Here is a 16093-nt window from a genome sequence, read left to right on the forward strand (position 1 = left end):
CAGTTACTTACGTGTCTGAATGCGATCCGCTACTAGCGGCGCTTCGACTTCCGGTCGTCCTTGACGTGGCCCCGGAAGGTGCGCGTCGGCGAGAACTCGCCGAGCTTGTGGCCGACCATCGACTCGGTGACGAACACCGGGATGTGGGTCTTGCCGTTGTGCACCGCGATCGTGTGGCCGAGCATGGCCGGGACGATCATCGAGCGACGGGACCAGGTCTTGATGACGTTCTTGGAACCGGCTTCGTTCTGAGCATCCACCTTCTTGGCGAGGTGCTCGTCGACGAAGGGCCCCTTCTTGAGACTGCGCGGCATCTAAACCCGCTCCTAGCGCTTCTTGTTCGTCTTGCGGCGGCGGACGATGTACTTGTTCGACGCCTTCTTGGGCGAACGAGTACGACCTTCCTTCTGACCCCAGGGGCTGACCGGGTGGCGACCACCGGAGGTCTTGCCCTCACCACCACCGTGGGGGTGGTCAACCGGGTTCATCGCCACACCGCGAACGGTCGGGCGGACGCCCAACCAGCGCTTGCGGCCGGCCTTGCCCCAGTTGATGTTGCTCTGCTCGGCGTTGCCGACCTCGCCGACCGTGGCGCGGCAGCGCTGGTCGACCAGGCGGATCTCACCGGACGGCATGCGGAGGTGGGCCATCGAGCCCTCCTTCGCGAGCAGCTGCACGGAGGCACCGGCGGAGCGGGCGAACTTGGCGCCACCGCCCGGACGAAGCTCCACGGAGTGGATCGTCGTACCGACCGGGATGTTGCGCAGCGCCAGGTTGTTGCCGGGCTTGATGTCGGCGCCGGGACCGTTCTCGATCCGGTCGCCCTGCGTCAGGCCCTTCGGCGCCAGGATGTAGCGCTTCTCGCCGTCCGCGTAGTGGAGCAGCGCGATGCGCGCGGTGCGGTTGGGGTCGTACTCGATGTGCGCGACCTTCGCCGGCACGCCGTCCTTGTCGTGACGACGGAAGTCGATCACGCGGTAGGCGCGCTTGTGTCCGCCACCCTGGTGGCGAACGGTCACACGACCGGCGTTGTTACGGCCGCCCTTGCTGTGCAGCGGGCGGACCAGCGACTTCTCCGGCGTGGACCGCGTGACCTCGACGAAGTCGGCGACGCTGGAGCCACGACGGCCCGGCGTAGTCGGCTTGTACTTGCGGATTCCCATTTCTCAGTCCTCGTCCGATATCGGACGATCCGACCCGCTTACGCGGTCGGACCGCCGAAGATGTCGATACGGTCGCCCTCGGCGAGGGTCACGATCGCGCGCTTGGTGGCCGCACGCTGGCCGAAGCCGGTGCGGGTCCGCTTGCGCTTGCCGATGCGGTTGATCGTGTTGACCCCGGTGACCTTGACCGAGAAGACCGCCTGGACGGCCTGCTTGATCTGGGTCTTGTTGGCACTCGGGTCGACGATGAACGTGTACTTGTTCTCGTCGAGAAGCGCGTAGCTCTTCTCGGAGACGACCGGCTTGAGCAGCACGTCACGGGGGTCCGTGTACGACTTGCTCAGCGGGGTCTCGACGGTGTTCTTGCCCTCGGCGGCGTGGCGACGCGCCTTGGCGACGCGCGCGGCCTTGGCGGCCTTCGCGGCCTTGGAGGCAATGCTCGGGTGACGCGTAGCCATCAGGCCTCGCTCCCTTCGGTGTCAGCGGCCTTGGGGCCAGACACGAAGGACTCGAAAGCGGCCTGGGTGAAGACCACGTCGTCCGAGACGAGAACGTCGTACGTGTTCAGCTGGCCCGGCTCCAGGATGTGGACCTGGGGCAGGTTGCGGGCGGACAGCCACGCGGCCTCGTCGGCGCGCTCGACGACCAGGAGCAGGTTCTTGCGCTCCGAGATCTTGCCGAACAGCGTCCGGGCGGCCTTCGTCGACGGGTTCTCACCCTCGACGACGCCGGAGACGACGTGGATGCGGTTGTGGCGGGCCCGGTCGGTGAGGGCGTGACGCAGCGCGGCAGCCTTCATCTTCTTCGGGGTCCGCTGCGAGTAGTCACGCGGCACGGGACCGTGCACGACGCCACCACCGGCGAACTGCGGCGCACGGGTCGAGCCCTGACGGGCGCGGCCGGTGCCCTTCTGGCGGTACGGCTTCTTGCCGCCACCGCGGACCTCGCCACGGGTCTTGGTCTTGTGCGTGCCCTGACGGGCAGCGGCCAGCTGCGCGACGACGACCTGGTGGATCAGCGGGATGCTGACCTTCTCGACGTCGAAGATCTCCGCGGGGAGTTCGACGGAACCGGCCTTGTCGCCCGCCGGCGAAAGGATGTCAACAGTGCTCATCGGTTACCTCAGGCCCCCTTGGCCGCGGTGCGGACCAGGACGAGGCCGCCGTTCGGACCGGGAACCGCGCCCTTGATGAGCAGCAGACCCTTCTCCGCGTCAACGGCGTGGACGGTCAGGTTCTGGGTGGTGACCCGCTCGTTGCCCATGCGACCCGCCATGCGGAGGCCCTTGAACACACGGCCCGGGGTGGCGCAGCCACCGATGGAACCGGGAGAGCGGTGCTTGCGCTGGGTGCCGTGACCGGCGCCGAGGCCACCGAAGTTGTGGCGCTTCATGACACCGGCGAAGCCCTTGCCCTTGCTCTTGCCGGTGACGTCGACCTTGACGCCCGCCTCGAACACCTCGGCGGTGATCTCCTGGCCGAGGGTGTACTCGCTGGCGTCAGCGGTACGGATCTCGACGAGGTGGCGGCGGGGGGTGACGTCGGCCTTGGCGAAGTGGCCCTTGAGGGGCTTGTTCACCTTGCGCGGGTCGATCTCGCCGAAGGCGATCTGAACCGACTCGTAGCCGTCGCTGTCGTTCGTACGCACCTGGGTGACGACGTTCGGGCCGGCCTTGACGACGGTGACCGGAACAACACGGTTGTTCTCGTCCCACACCTGCGTCATGCCGAGCTTCTCGCCCAGGATGCCCTTGATCTGCTTAGCCATTCTCAGATCACCGGCCCTCAGAGCTTGATCTCGATGTCGACACCGGCCGGGAGGTCGAGTCGCATCAGAGAGTCAACGGTCTTGGGCGTCGGGTCGAGGATGTCGATCAGGCGCTTGTGCGTGCGCATCTCGAAGTGCTCGCGCGAGTCCTTGTACTTGTGCGGCGACTTGATGACGCAGTACACGTTCTTCTCAGTGGGCAGCGGCACCGGGCCCGCGACCGACGCACCAGTGCGGGTCACCGTCTCGACGATCTTCTTCGCCGAGGAGTCGATGACCTCGTGGTCGTAGGCCTTGAGCCGGATGCGGATCTTCTGTCCCGCCATGGCTACTCAGTAGTCCTTTGTCTCTTCACGCTCTGGAACCCGGCCCTCCGTACGCTCGTTCGCCGACCCACGCGGTCGGGCGTGTCGCGCTTCCGCTGACACAGATGTCCCTTGTTCGAACATCCCTTGCCTGGGAAAGAGGTTCACCCGGGTGCCTGGCCAGTGCCGCACCGCACTTCCCGGAAGATTCCCGTACGTCCGCCCCAGTGCTGCCTTACGGCAGTTAGGGCGACGAGTACTGTGGGACTCGCTTCCGGTCCCCCCGGCGGGAGGCGCGCAGCATCAACACTCGACCGAGCAACTCCGACAGTCTGCCATACGGGGCAGGGGCCTGGCCAATCGAGCCGGAGAGAATACCCCCAGGGTGACGCAGGTCAAACCCGCACCCTCGACACCCCCCGGACGAGCCCCGCACGAACCCTCGCCACAACCGGGCCTTTGTTCATGTCCGTGAATAAGAATCAAGCACCCAACTATTGACGCGTCCATAGCAAGCGCTTACGTTCCCCTTCGGCACCATCGGAAAGCGCTTTCCCTTGCACGGCACCCCTGGTCACGGACGAACCCGGAGGCACCACCATGCAAGTGAGACCCGTCATCGCGTGTGTCAGCCTGCTGTCCGGCGCGCTCGTCGCCCTGTCCGGCACCCCGGCACAGGCCGCGAGCACCACGCAGTACGTGTCGCCGAGCGGCACCGCGAGCGCGGCCGGCACACAGTCCGCCCCCACGACGCTCGCCACCGCGATCAGCCGCATCGCATCCGGCGGCACCATCTATCTGCGCGGCGGGACCTACAACTACTCGTCGACGATCACCATCCCGGCCGGCAGCAACGGCACCTCGAGCGCCCGCACCACCCTGTCCGCGTATCCGGGCGAGACCCCGGTGCTCAACTTCTCGGCGCAGAGCGAGAGTTCGTCGAACCGCGGGCTCCAGCTGAACGCGAACTACTGGCACGTCTACGGCCTCACCGTCGAGCACGCCGGCGACAACGGCATCTACGTGGGGGGCAGCAACAACGTCATCGAGCGCACGGTGACGGCGTACAACCGCGACACGGGCCTGCAGCTGGGCCGGATCTCCTCCAGCACCCCGAGCAGCCAGTGGCCGTCGAACAACCTGATCGTGAGCTCGGAGTCGCACGACAACATGGACTCCACCGGCGAGAACGCCGACGGCTTCGCGGCGAAGCTCACCACCGGCACCGGCAACGTCTTCCGCTACGACGTGTCCCACAACAACATCGACGACGGCTGGGACCTGTACACCAAGTCCGACACGGGCCCGATCGGCCCGGTGACCATCGAGTACTCGCTCTCCTACGGCAACGGCACCCTGACCGACGGCACCCGGAACGCCAACGGCGACCGCAACGGCTACAAGCTGGGCGGCGACGACATCGCCGTCGACCACGTCGTCCGGCACAGCATCGCCTACCGCAACGGGCATCACGGGTTCACGTACAACAGCAATCCCGGCACGATGGCGATCTCGAACAACGTCGGCATCGACAACGCCGAGCGCAACTTCTCGTTCGACAAGGGAACATCCGTGTTCCGGACGAACACCTCGTGCCGCTTCAGCGTGAGCGGTTCGAACGACAAGACCGTCGGTGACGCGGACAGCTCCAACCAGTTCTGGACGGGCACGAACGGCTCCCGCTGCTCGTCGTACTCGGGCGCACTCGGCTGGTCCTTCGCCTCGAACGGCTCGCTCGCCGTGACCTTCGGCGGCAAGGTGGTGACGCCGTGACCAGGGGCCTCTGACTCCCCTGGGGCTTCCCCCACCCCGATACACCGGCTCGCCGGATGGTCCGGGGGAAGCCGCCCCGGCCACGGTGGTGGCACAGCCCGCAGCCACCGGAAGGACACCTCGTGCGCATCGTCACGGCCACCGCCGTCATCCTGACCCTGGCGGCGGGAGCCGCACCGGCCACCGCGGCCGACGCCGGCCCATCCGGTGCGGACGGCCTGTGGCGGATGGACGGCTACGGCACCGTCCTCGCCCTCGGCCACGGGGTCTACCAGGAGTACCAGACCACCGCGGTGAGCTGCCTCAAGGGCGACACCGCGCGCCAGACCGGTCCGGGCACGTACACGGCGGACGGCACCGTGCTGACCGTACGCCTCGGACGGGACCGCGATCACGCCCGGCTCTCGGCGGACAGTTCCGTGGGCCACCGCCGACTGCGGCGGATCGCGGCGCTGCCCGTCCAGTGCACCCGGCCGACACCCACGGACCCCCGTACCGCCTTCGACGTCTTCTGGCAGTCCTTCGAGGAGAACTACCCGTTCTTCGCCGCCAAGGGCACCGACTGGCACGCCGTACGCGACCGCTACCACCCGCTGATCCACAAGGACACGACCCGCTCGCAGCTCTTCGACGTCTTCAGCCGGATGGTCGCCCCGCTGCACGACGCCCATGTCGCCGTACAGGACGGCGACCGTGTCTTCGCCCAGGGCCGCCCAGGCACCGAGACACCCACGGAGCAGCTGGACGCCAAGGTCAAGAAGTTCACCGTCGGGCGCGATCTCGCCCGGGCCCCCTACCGGCGGGACTTCGCCGCCGGGCGCATCACCTACGCCGACCTGCCCGGCAACGGCCCCGGATACCTGCGCATCTCCGGCTTCGGCGGGTACACGACCGCCGACCACGGCTCGTACGCCGCCAACCTGGCCGAACTCGACAAGGCGCTGGACACCGTTCTCACCGCGGAGCGCACCCGGCGCCTGCCGGGCCTGATCATCGACCTGCGCATCAACGGCGGCGGTTCCGACGCCCTCGGCATCCACCTCGCCGGACGCCTCACGGACCGGCCCTACACCGCGTACGCCAAGCGCGCCCGCAACGACCCCGCCGACCCGACCCGGCACACCCGCCCCGAGCCGGTACCGGTCCTCCCGGCCCCCGCCCCCCGCTACACCGGCCCGGTCGCCGTCCTGACCGGCGGCTCCACGGTCAGTGCGGGCGAGACCTTCACCCAGGCCCTCATGGACCGCCCCGGCAGGACGATCCGCATCGGGCAGTCCACCCAGGGCGTCTTCTCCGACGTCATGTCCCGCACCCTCCCGAACGGCATGACGGCCTGGCTCCCCAACGAAGAGTTCCTCACCCACGAGGGCCACACCTTCGACGGCACGGGCATCCCGCCCCAGATCACGGAGCCGGTCTTCACAAGGGAGGAGTTCGAAGAGAGCCGGGACTCGGCATTCGACCGCGCGGTGAGCCTGCTGCGCCCCTGATGGGGCGCAGGGCTGTGTCGATACACGGCTCCGCCGCGCCGGACGGTGGACGCCGGGCAAGCGAAAGGGCCCGTACGACCGAAGTCGTACGGGCCCCTTCAGGAGCTCGCGCTGGAGCTACCAGGTCAGATCAGCAAGCTCACTTGTTGATCTTGGTGACCTGGCCGGCGCCGACCGTCCGGCCACCCTCACGGATGGCGAACTTCAGGCCCTCTTCCATGGCGACGGGCTGGATGAGCTCCACCTTCATCTCGGTGTTGTCACCCGGCATGACCATCTCGGTGCCCTCGGGGAGGGTCACGACGCCGGTCACGTCCGTCGTACGGAAGTAGAACTGCGGACGGTAGTTGTTGAAGAACGGCGTGTGGCGGCCACCCTCGTCCTTGGACAGGATGTACGCCTGGGCCTCGAACTCCGTGTGCGGGGTGACCGAGCCCGGCTTGATGATGACCTGGCCGCGCTCGACGTCCTCGCGCTTGATGCCACGGAGGAGCAGACCGACGTTCTCACCGGCCTGGCCCTCGTCGAGCAGCTTGCGGAACATCTCGATGCCGGTGACCGTGGTGGTGGTCTTCTCGGTCTTGATGCCGATGATGTCGACGGTCTCGTTGACCTTCAGGACACCACGCTCGATACGGCCGGTGACGACCGTACCGCGACCGGTGATCGTGAAGACGTCCTCGATCGGCATCAGGAAGGGCTTGTCGACGTCGCGCTCCGGCTCCGGGATCGCGGTGTCGACGGCGGCCATCAGGTCCAGGACCGACTGGCCCCACTCCTTGTCGCCCTCGAGCGCCTTGAGCGCGGAGACCTTGACGACCGGAACGTCGTCGCCCGGGAACTCGTACTCGGAGAGCAGCTCACGGACCTCGAGCTCGACGAGCTCCAGGATCTCCTCGTCGTCCACCATGTCGGCCTTGTTCAGGGCGACGACGATGTACGGAACGCCGACCTGGCGGGCCAGGAGCACGTGCTCCTTGGTCTGCGGCATCGGGCCGTCGGTGGCGGCGACCACGAGGATGGCGCCGTCCATCTGGGCAGCACCGGTGATCATGTTCTTGATGTAGTCCGCGTGACCCGGGCAGTCGACGTGCGCGTAGTGACGCGTCTCCGTCTGGTACTCGACGTGCGCGATGGAGATGGTGATACCGCGCTGGCGCTCCTCGGGAGCCTTGTCGATCTGGTCGAACGCCGAGGCCTCGTTGATGTCCGGGTACGCGTCGTGCAGCACCTTGGTAATGGCGGCCGTGAGGGTCGTCTTACCGTGGTCGATGTGACCGATGGTGCCGATGTTGACGTGCGGCTTAGTCCGCTCGAACTTCGCCTTCGCCACTGGGGTCCTCCTGTGGAGTGGTTCTGTACGCCTTACTTCATCGGCGCCAGGTGATCTTTGCTGTTAGTGCCCGGGCCCCGGGGCACCACTCGCAAACGGTGACGAATGCGGGTGAATGCCTCGGGAGGCTCCGGAGTCAAGCCTAAGGCGTGTGAACGCAGTGCGTTAACGCAGTGCGTTACTCGCCCTTGGCCTTCGCGATGATCTCCTCGGCGACGTTCCGCGGAACCTCGGCGTAGGAGTCGAACTGCATCGAGTAGCTTGCGCGACCCGACGTCTTGCTGCGGAGGTCTCCGACGTAGCCGAACATCTCCGAGAGGGGCACGAGGCCCTTCACGACGCGGGCACCGGCCCGCTCCTCCATGGCCTGGATCTGACCACGGCGGGAGTTGATGTCGCCGATGACCTCACCCATGTAGTCCTCGGGCGTGGTGACCTCGACGGCCATCATCGGCTCGAGCAGCACGGGGCTGGCCTTGCGCGCGGCCTCCTTGAAGGCCTGCGAACCGGCGATCTTGAAGGCGAGCTCGGAGGAGTCGACCTCGTGGTAGCCACCGTCGATGAGCGTGACGCGGACGCCCGTCATCTCGTAGCCCGCGAGGATGCCGAACTGCATGGCCTCCTGCGCACCGGCGTCCACCGAAGGGATGTACTCCTTCGGGATGCGGCCACCGGTCACCTTGTTCACGAACTCGTACGAGGCGTCGCCGCCCTCGATGGGCTCGATCGCGATCTGCACCTTGGCGAACTGACCGGTACCACCGGTCTGCTTCTTGTGGGTGTAGTCCACGCGCTCGACGGCCTTGCGGATCGTCTCGCGGTAGGCGACCTGCGGCTTGCCGACGTTGGCCTCGACCTTGAACTCACGGCGCATACGGTCGACCAGCACCTCGAGGTGCAGCTCGCCCATGCCACCGATGATGGTCTGGCCGGTCTCCTCGTCCGAGTGGACCTGGAAGGACGGGTCCTCCTCGGCCAGGCGCTGGATCGCGACGCCCAGCTTCTCCTGGTCGCCCTTGGACTTGGGCTCGATGGCGACCTGGATGACCGGCGCCGGGAAGTCCATGGACTCCAGGATCACCGGGGCCTTGTCGTCGCACAGCGTCTCACCGGTCGTGGTCTGCTTCAGACCCATGACGGCGATGATGTCGCCGGCGCCCACCGCGTCGATCTCCTCACGCTTGTTCGCGTGCATGCGGTAGATCTTGCCGATGCGCTCCTTCTTGCCCTTGACGGAGTTCAGCACGGCGGTGCCGGACTCCAGGCGGCCCGAGTAGACCCGGACGAAGGTGAGCTTGCCGAGGTGCGGGTCGCTCATGATCTTGAACGCCAGCGCGGACAGCGGCTCGTCGTCGGACGGCTTGCGCTTGACGACCTCCTCCGGGTCGTTCACGGCGTGGCCCTCGATGGCCTCGACGTCGAGCGGGGAGGGGAGGTAGCGCACGACCGCGTCGAGCAGGGGCTGGACGCCCTTGTTCTTGAACGCGGTGCCGCAGAACACCGGGGTGACCGTGGTGTCCTTGGACTTGCCGGACGCGATGGTGATGCGACGGATCGCGGCGTACAGCTGCTCCACGGAAGGCTCGGTGCCCTCCAGGTACAGCTCCATGATCTCTTCGTCGTTCTCGGCCACGGCCTCGAGCAGCTTGCCGCGGTACTCCTCGGCAGCCTCAGCGTGGGTGTCCGGGATGTCGACGACGTCGTACATCTCGCCCTTGGTGGCCTCGGCGGACCAGACCAGGGCCTTCATCGTCACGAGGTCGACGACGCCCTTGAAGTCGGCCTCGGCACCGATCGGGAGCTGCATCACGATCGGCTGAGCGCCGAGGCGGTCAGAGATCATGTCGACGCAGCGGTGGAACTCGGCACCGGTCCGGTCGAGCTTGTTGACGAAGCAGATGCGGGGGACGCCGTAGCGGTCCGCCTGACGCCACACCGTCTCGGACTGGGGCTCAACGCCGGCGACGCCGTCGAACACCGTCACGGCACCGTCGAGCACGCGCAGGGAACGCTCCACCTCGACGGTGAAGTCGACGTGGCCCGGCGTGTCGATGATGTTGATGGTGTGGTCGACGTCTTCCAGCGGCCAGTGACAGGTGGTGGCAGCAGAGGTGATCGTGATGCCACGCTCCTGCTCCTGCTCCATCCAGTCCATGGTGGCAGCGCCGTCGTGGACCTCACCGATCTTGTAGGACACACCGGTGTAGAACAGGATCCGCTCGGTGGTGGTCGTCTTGCCCGCGTCGATGTGGGCCATGATCCCAATGTTGCGGACCTTGGCCAGGTCAAGTGAAGTGGTAGCCATAAGGCTTCAGTCTTCTCTCGGTCTCGATGTGGGTAGCGACTACCAGCGGTAGTGCGCGAAGGCCTTGTTGGACTCGGCCATCTTGTGCGTGTCCTCGCGCTTCTTGACGGCCGCACCGAGGCCGTTCGAAGCGTCGAGAAGCTCGTTGAGCAGACGCTCGGTCATGGTCTTCTCGCGACGGGCGCGGGAGTAACCGACCAGCCAGCGCAGCGCCAGGGTGTTGGCGCGGCCGGGCTTGACCTCGACCGGCACCTGGTAGGTGGCGCCACCGACACGGCGGGACTTGACCTCGAGGGTCGGCTTGATGTTCTCGAGAGCGCGCTTCAGCGTGATGACCGGGTCGTTGCCGGTCTTCTCGCGCAGGCCCTCCATGGCGCCGTAGACGATGCGCTCGGCGGTGGAGCGCTTGCCGTTCAGCAGCACCTTGTTGATGAGCGACGTGACCAGAGGAGAACCGTAGACCGGGTCGATGATGACCGGGCGCTTCGGGGCGGGGCCCTTACGAGGCATTCTTACTTCTCCTTCTTGGCGCCGTAGCGGGAACGGGCCTGCTTGCGGTTCTTGACACCCTGGGTGTCGAGGGAGCCACGGATGATCTTGTAGCGAACACCCGGCAGGTCCTTCACACGGCCGCCGCGCACGAGCACGATGGAGTGCTCCTGCAGGTTGTGTCCCTCACCCGGAATGTAGGCCGTGACCTCGATCCCGCTGGTCAGACGCACACGCGCGACCTTACGCAGGGCCGAGTTCGGCTTCTTCGGGGTGGTCGTGAACACACGCGTGCAGACGCCACGACGCTGAGGGGAACCCTCGAGTGCGGGCGTCTTGTTCTTCTCGACCTTGTCCTGCCGGCCCTTACGGACCAGCTGCTGGATCGTAGGCACTACTTCTCCGGTTTCTGTGTGCCGATGGGTACAGCTAACCTGGAACGTCGCCGACCCACGCGGTCGGGTGTGTCGAATCCGGCGGACTCCCGCCGCGAGGCGAAAAGAGCACAGATTACGGTGGCCGCTCACAGCTCGCGATGCGGTTGAAGGCACGCACGAGAGCCAGGGCACACCCCAGGCACAAGGTCTGAGCGTACCTACCTCATACGCTGCGGTCAAAACAAATGGGCCGCGCCCGCATCGCCATGCGAAGCATGTCAAGACCCTACGCCGGACATGATCTTCGAATTCACGTTCCCGACACCTCGAGGGGCTACGTCACCGCAGCTCACCCGGGGTCATGCGGAGGCCAGAGCCGCGGCGATGAGGATGGTGATGACCAGCGCCCATCCGGCGACCGACAGCCAGCCGAGGACCAGGCCCGTCATGGCGAGACCCTCGCCGCGCTCACCGGTGCGCTGCATTTCGCTGCGGGCGGAGTGACCGAGGATGACCGCGGGGAGGCCGGTGAGCCCCGCGGTGAAGAACGTGAGGATCCCGCAGACCAGGGAACCGACCGCCTTGCCGTTGGTCGGCGGCGGGGCCGCCAGGAAGGTCGCGGGCACGGCAGGAGCGGCCTGGTTGACCGGCACGGGGCCCTGCGGCAGGTCGGCGACCAAAAGGGCCAGCTCCCCCACCGTACGGGCCGCGTACGCCCGCCCCACCCGCCGGTCGAACTCCCCCTTGTCCAGCCGCCCTTCCCCGTACCCCGCCCGCAGCACGTCCACGGCACGCTCGCGGTCGGCGTGGGAGGCGAGCAGGGACGGAGCGGTCTGCCCCTGCCAGGTCTGCCCGAAGCCCTGGACCGGCGGTGAGCTTCCCGGCCACGCCTGAGGCAGACCGGCCTGCTGCCAGGGCCGCCGGGGCACGTCCTGCCCCGACTGCGGCACATCCTGCGCCCGCTGCGAGTCCCCCTGCCCGGACTGCCACGGCTGCCACGACGGATTGGACACGAGTACCTCCCCGAACCCCCGAGTCACTCCATGATGCGCCGAAAGGGGATTTCCGGCACAGACCGCCGCCGAATGGTCCTTGCAACGCCGAAGGGCGGCCACCCCCCAACGGGGGCGACCGCCCTTCGGCTCAAGCTGCTCGCTTACTGGTTGTACGGCCCGTAGTCGTAGTCCTCCAGCGGGACGGCCTGGCCGGAGCCGGTGCCGAACGGCGAGTAGTCGATGTCGTCGTAGCCGACGGCCGAGTACATCGCGGCCTTGGCCTCCTCGGTCGGCTCGACCCGGATGTTGCGGTAGCGGGACAGACCCGTACCGGCCGGGATGAGCTTACCGATGATGACGTTCTCCTTCAGGCCGATGAGGCTGTCGGACTTGGCGTTGATCGCCGCATCCGTCAGGACTCGGGTCGTCTCCTGGAAGGAGGCGGCCGACAGCCAGGATTCCGTCGCCAGCGAAGCCTTGGTGATACCCATCAGCTGCGGACGGCCGGAGGCCGGGTGGCCGCCTTCCTGGACCACACGACGGTTCTCGACCTCGAACTTCGAGCGCTCGACCAGCTCGCCGGGCAGCAGCTCGGCATCGCCGGACTCGATGATCGTCACTCGGCGCAGCATCTGCCGGATGATGATCTCGATGTGCTTGTCGTGGATCGACACACCCTGCGAGTTGTAGACCTTCTGGACCTCGCCGACCAGGTGGACCTGAACGGCACGCTGGCCCAGGATGCGCAGCACGTCGTGCGGGTTGGTGGCACCCACGGTGAGCTTCTGGCCCACCTCGACGTGCTCGCCCTCGCTGACCAGGAGTCGGGCACGCTTCGAGATCGGGTACGCCGTCTCGTCGCTGCCGTCGTCCGGGGTGACGACGATCTTCTTGGTCTTCTCGGTCTCCTCGATCCGCACGCGGCCGGAGGCCTCGGAGATCGGGGCGACACCCTTCGGGGTACGGGCCTCGAAGAGCTCGACGACACGGGGCAGACCCTGGGTGATGTCGTCACCGGCCACACCACCGGTGTGGAAGGTACGCATCGTCAGCTGGGTACCGGGCTCACCGATGGACTGGGCGGCGATGATGCCGACCGCCTCACCGATGTCGACCAGCTTGCCGGTGGCCAGCGAGCGGCCGTAGCACATGGCGCAGGTGCCGACCTGGGACTCGCAGGTCAGGATCGAGCGGGTCTTGACCTCCTCGACACCGTGGTGCACCAGCTGGTCGATGAGCACGTCGCCCAGGTCCACGTTGGCCGGCGCGATCACCTTGCCGTCGATGACGACGTCCTCGGCGAGCATACGGGCGTAGACGCTGGTCTCCACGTCGTCCGCCTTGCGCAGCACACCGTCGGCGCCGCGGTTGGCGATCCGCAGCTTCAGACCGCGCTCGGTGCCGCAGTCCTCCTCGCGGATGATGACGTCCTGCGAGACGTCCACCAGACGACGGGTCAGGTAACCCGAGTCGGCGGTACGCAGAGCGGTGTCCGCCAGACCCTTACGGGCACCGTGCGTGGAGATGAAGTACTCCAGCACGGACAGACCCTCACGGAACGACGCCTTGATCGGACGCGGGATCGTCTCGTTCTTCGCGTTCGACACCAGACCACGCATACCGGCGATCTGACGCATCTGCATCATGTTGCCTCGTGCACCCGAGTTCACCATCATGAAGATCGGGTTGGTCTTCGGGAAGTTGTCGTTCATCGCCTCGGCGACCTCGTTGGTCGCCTTGGTCCAGATCGCGATGAGCTCCTGCGTGCGCTCGTCCTTGGTGATCAGACCGCGCTCGTACTGCTTCTGGACCTTCTCGTCCTGCGCCTCGTAGCCCTTGACGATCTCCTTCTTCGCCTCGGGAACGACGACGTCGGAGATGGCCACGGTGACACCGGAACGGGTCGCCCAGTAGAAGCCCGCCGCCTTCAGGTTGTCGAGCGTCGCCGCCACGATGACCTTGGGGTAGCGCTCGGCGAGGTCGTTGACGATCTCGGAGAGCTGCTTCTTGCCGACCTCGTAGTCGACGAACGGGTAGTCCTCGGGCAGCAGCTCGTTGAAGAGCGCGCGGCCCAGGGTCGTCCGCAGCCGGAAGGTGTCACCCTGCTGCCACTCCGGCTCGCCCTCCTCCTGCGCCGGCGGGGTCCAGCCGCGCGGCGGGATGGTGCCCACCGGGAAGCGGATGTCCACGCGCGACTGCAGCGAGAGCTCGCCGGCGTCGAACGCCATGATCGCCTCGGCGACGGACGCGAAGGAACGCTCCTCGCCCTTGACGTTGCGCATCTCGCCGTCGGTGGTAAGGAAGAACAGACCGAGGACCATGTCCTGGGTCGGCATCGTCACCGGACGGCCGTCGGCGGGCTTGAGGATGTTGTTCGAGGACAGCATCAGGATGCGGGCCTCAGCCTGCGCCTCCGCGGACAGCGGCAGGTGCACGGCCATCTGGTCACCGTCGAAGTCCGCGTTGAACGCGGTGCACACGAGCGGGTGGATCTGGATGGCCTTGCCCTCGACCAGCTGCGGCTCGAAGGCCTGGATGCCGAGGCGGTGCAGGGTGGGAGCACGGTTCAGCAGCACCGGGTGCTCGGCGATGACCTCTTCGAGGACGTCGTACACGACGGTGCGGCCACGCTCCACCATGCGCTTGGCGCTCTTGATGTTCTGCGCGTGGTTCAGGTCGACCAGGCGCTTCATCACGAACGGCTTGAAGAGCTCCAGCGCCATCGCCTTCGGCAGACCGCACTGGTGCAGCTTCAGCTGCGGACCGACGACGATCACGGAACGCGCCGAGTAGTCCACACGCTTGCCGAGCAGGTTCTGACGGAATCGACCCTGCTTGCCCTTCAGCATGTCGCTGAGGGACTTCAGCGGGCGGTTGCCGGGGCCCGTGACCGGGCGACCACGACGGCCGTTGTCGAACAGCGCGTCCACGGCCTCCTGGAGCATGCGCTTCTCGTTGTTCACGATGATCTCGGGCGCACCGAGGTCGAGAAGCCGCTTCAGGCGGTTGTTGCGGTTGATCACACGGCGGTACAGGTCGTTCAGGTCGGAGGTCGCGAAGCGGCCACCGTCCAGCTGCACCATCGGGCGAAGGTCCGGCGGGATGACCGGGACGCAGTCGAGGACCATGCCCTTGGGGCTGTTGGAGGTCTGCAGGAAGGCAGACACGACCTTCAGCCGCTTCAGCGCACGGGTCTTCTTCTGGCCCTTGCCGGTGCGGATGATCTCGCGGAGGCGCTCGGCCTCCTCCTCCAGGTCGAAGGACTCCAGGCGCTTCTGCAGCGCCGCGGCACCCATCGAACCGTCGAAGTACGTGCCGAAGCGGTCGCGCAGCTCGCGGTAGAGCAGCTCGTCGCCCTCCAGGTCCTGGACCTTGAGGTTCTTGAACCGGGTCCACACCTCGTCGAGACGGTCGATCTCGCGCTGCGCACGGTCGCGCAGCTGCTTCATCTCACGCTCGGCACCCTCGCGCACCTTGCGGCGCACGTCGGCCTTGGCACCCTCGGCCTCGAGCTCGGCCAGGTCGGACTCGAGCTTCTTGGCACGGGCCTCCAGGTCGGCGTCCCGGCGGTTCTCGACCTGCTGGCGCTCCACGGAGACGTGCGCCTCCAGGGAGGGCAGGTCGCGGGTACGGCGCTCCTCGTCGACGTACGTGATCATGTACGCCGCGAAGTAGATGACCTTCTCCAGGTCCTTCGGGGCGAGGTCGAGCAGGTAACCCAGCCGCGACGGAACACCCTTGAAGTACCAGATGTGCGTGACGGGAGCGGCCAGTTCGATGTGGCCCATCCGCTCACGGCGCACCTTGGCGCGAGTCACCTCGACGCCGCAGCGCTCACAGATGATGCCCTTGAACCGGACACGCTTGTACTTGCCGCAGTAGCACTCCCAGTCCCGGGTCGGACCGAAGATCTTCTCGCAGAAGAGTCCGTCCTTTTCGGGCTTGAGGGTGCGGTAGTTGATGGTCTCGGGCTTCTTGACCTCGCCGTGGCTCCACTGACGGATGTCGTCAGCGGTGGCCAGGCCGATCCGGAGCTCGTCGAAGAAGTTGACGTCGAGCACTATGCGTCAATCCCTCTCAGGGTTGTAAGTCTTTG

At 66.8% G+C, this 16093-nt stretch carries 14 protein-coding genes; 2 read left to right on the plus strand and 12 right to left on the minus strand.

All coding sequences use genetic code 11. The features are described from left to right. Window positions 1–32: 32 nt before the first annotated feature. From rpsS to rpsJ, 6 genes are read right to left on the minus strand one after another with little or no spacing between them, the layout of a single operon-like run. Complete coding sequence (gene rpsS, locus ABD355_RS33625; protein ID WP_030930516.1) at window positions 33–314, minus strand: 30S ribosomal protein S19; 282 nt, start codon at window positions 312–314, stop codon at window positions 33–35. 12 nt (window positions 315–326) lie between these two features. Continuing rightward, a complete protein-coding gene (gene rplB, locus ABD355_RS33630) occupies window positions 327–1163 on the minus strand; it encodes a 50S ribosomal protein L2 (protein WP_115906448.1) in 837 nt (278 codons plus the stop codon). Between the two features lie 38 nt (window positions 1164–1201). Then, on the minus strand, window positions 1202–1621 hold the full coding sequence (gene rplW, locus ABD355_RS33635; protein ID WP_099930777.1) for a 50S ribosomal protein L23: 420 nt from the start codon (window positions 1619–1621) through the stop codon (window positions 1202–1204). Then, entirely contained in the window at window positions 1621–2277 is a 657-nt protein-coding gene (gene rplD, locus ABD355_RS33640) for a 50S ribosomal protein L4 (RefSeq protein ID WP_266958977.1), read from the minus strand. Before rplD ends, rplW begins: the two co-directional genes overlap by 1 nt. A gap of 8 nt (window positions 2278–2285) precedes the next feature. Then, window positions 2286–2930, minus strand: a complete 645-nt coding sequence (rplC, locus tag ABD355_RS33645; protein WP_189933353.1) for a 50S ribosomal protein L3 — start codon at window positions 2928–2930, stop codon at window positions 2286–2288. A gap of 17 nt (window positions 2931–2947) precedes the next feature. Further along, window positions 2948–3256, minus strand: coding sequence for a 30S ribosomal protein S10 (gene rpsJ, locus ABD355_RS33650; protein ID WP_003948644.1), 309 nt, complete (start codon window positions 3254–3256; stop codon window positions 2948–2950). A gap of 579 nt (window positions 3257–3835) precedes the next feature. On the opposite strand from rpsJ, the gene ABD355_RS33655 reads away from it, so the two are divergent. Together ABD355_RS33655 and ABD355_RS33660 are read left to right on the plus strand one after the other, a co-directional pair. Continuing rightward, a complete protein-coding gene (locus tag ABD355_RS33655) occupies window positions 3836–5008 on the plus strand; it encodes a right-handed parallel beta-helix repeat-containing protein (protein WP_344404669.1) in 1173 nt (390 codons plus the stop codon). Between the two features lie 122 nt (window positions 5009–5130). Continuing rightward, a complete protein-coding gene (locus tag ABD355_RS33660) occupies window positions 5131–6498 on the plus strand; it encodes a S41 family peptidase (protein ID WP_344404670.1) in 1368 nt (455 codons plus the stop codon). Window positions 6499–6637: 139 nt separating this feature from the next. On the opposite strand, the gene tuf is transcribed toward ABD355_RS33660, so the two are convergent. From tuf to ABD355_RS33690, 6 genes are all read right to left on the minus strand, one after another. Further along, window positions 6638–7831, minus strand: a complete 1194-nt coding sequence (gene tuf / locus ABD355_RS33665) for an elongation factor Tu (protein ID WP_344404671.1) — start codon at window positions 7829–7831, stop codon at window positions 6638–6640. 178 nt (window positions 7832–8009) lie between these two features. Next, window positions 8010–10136, minus strand: a complete 2127-nt coding sequence (fusA, locus tag ABD355_RS33670; RefSeq protein WP_344404672.1) for an elongation factor G — start codon at window positions 10134–10136, stop codon at window positions 8010–8012. A 39-nt stretch (window positions 10137–10175) separates the two neighbouring features. Next, window positions 10176–10646: a 30S ribosomal protein S7 gene (gene rpsG, locus ABD355_RS33675; protein WP_003998848.1), complete on the minus strand. Its 471-nt coding sequence runs from the start codon at window positions 10644–10646 to the stop codon at window positions 10176–10178. 2 nt (window positions 10647–10648) lie between these two features. Beyond that, window positions 10649–11020 carry a 30S ribosomal protein S12 gene (gene rpsL / locus ABD355_RS33680; RefSeq protein ID WP_003948652.1) on the minus strand — a complete coding sequence of 124 codons (372 nt, stop codon included), beginning with the start codon at window positions 11018–11020 and terminating at the stop codon, window positions 10649–10651. Window positions 11021–11361: 341 nt separating this feature from the next. Further along, window positions 11362–12015 carry a DUF1707 and DUF4190 domain-containing protein gene (locus ABD355_RS33685; protein ID WP_425585819.1) on the minus strand — a complete coding sequence of 218 codons (654 nt, stop codon included), beginning with the start codon at window positions 12013–12015 and terminating at the stop codon, window positions 11362–11364. Window positions 12016–12158: 143 nt separating this feature from the next. Then, window positions 12159–16058, minus strand: coding sequence for a DNA-directed RNA polymerase subunit beta' (locus ABD355_RS33690; protein WP_344404673.1), 3900 nt, complete (start codon window positions 16056–16058; stop codon window positions 12159–12161). Between the last annotated feature and the right edge of the window lie 35 nt (window positions 16059–16093).

The sequence above is a fragment of the Streptomyces longisporus genome (genome assembly GCF_039532765.1).
Taxonomy (GTDB): Bacteria; Actinomycetota; Actinomycetes; order Streptomycetales; family Streptomycetaceae; genus Streptomyces; species Streptomyces longisporus.

Bases quoted from the DNA above. Each gene is read 5' to 3' on its own strand.
- rpsS (WP_030930516.1), bottom strand. From the start codon at position 314: ATGCCGCGCAGTCTCAAGAAGGGGCCCTTCGTCGACGAGCACCTCGCC.
- rplB (WP_115906448.1), bottom strand. From the start codon at position 1,163: ATGGGAATCCGCAAGTACAAGCCGACTACGCCGGGCCGTCGTGGCTCC.
- rplW (WP_099930777.1), bottom strand. From the start codon at position 1,621: ATGGCTACGCGTCACCCGAGCATTGCCTCCAAGGCCGCGAAGGCCGCC.
- rplD (WP_266958977.1), bottom strand. From the start codon at position 2,277: ATGAGCACTGTTGACATCCTTTCGCCGGCGGGCGACAAGGCCGGTTCC.
- rplC (WP_189933353.1), bottom strand. From the start codon at position 2,930: ATGGCTAAGCAGATCAAGGGCATCCTGGGCGAGAAGCTCGGCATGACG.
- rpsJ (WP_003948644.1), bottom strand. From the start codon at position 3,256: ATGGCGGGACAGAAGATCCGCATCCGGCTCAAGGCCTACGACCACGAG.
- ABD355_RS33655 (WP_344404669.1), top strand. From the start codon at position 3,836: ATGCAAGTGAGACCCGTCATCGCGTGTGTCAGCCTGCTGTCCGGCGCG.
- fusA (WP_344404672.1), bottom strand. From the start codon at position 10,136: ATGGCTACCACTTCACTTGACCTGGCCAAGGTCCGCAACATTGGGATC.
- rpsG (WP_003998848.1), bottom strand. From the start codon at position 10,646: ATGCCTCGTAAGGGCCCCGCCCCGAAGCGCCCGGTCATCATCGACCCG.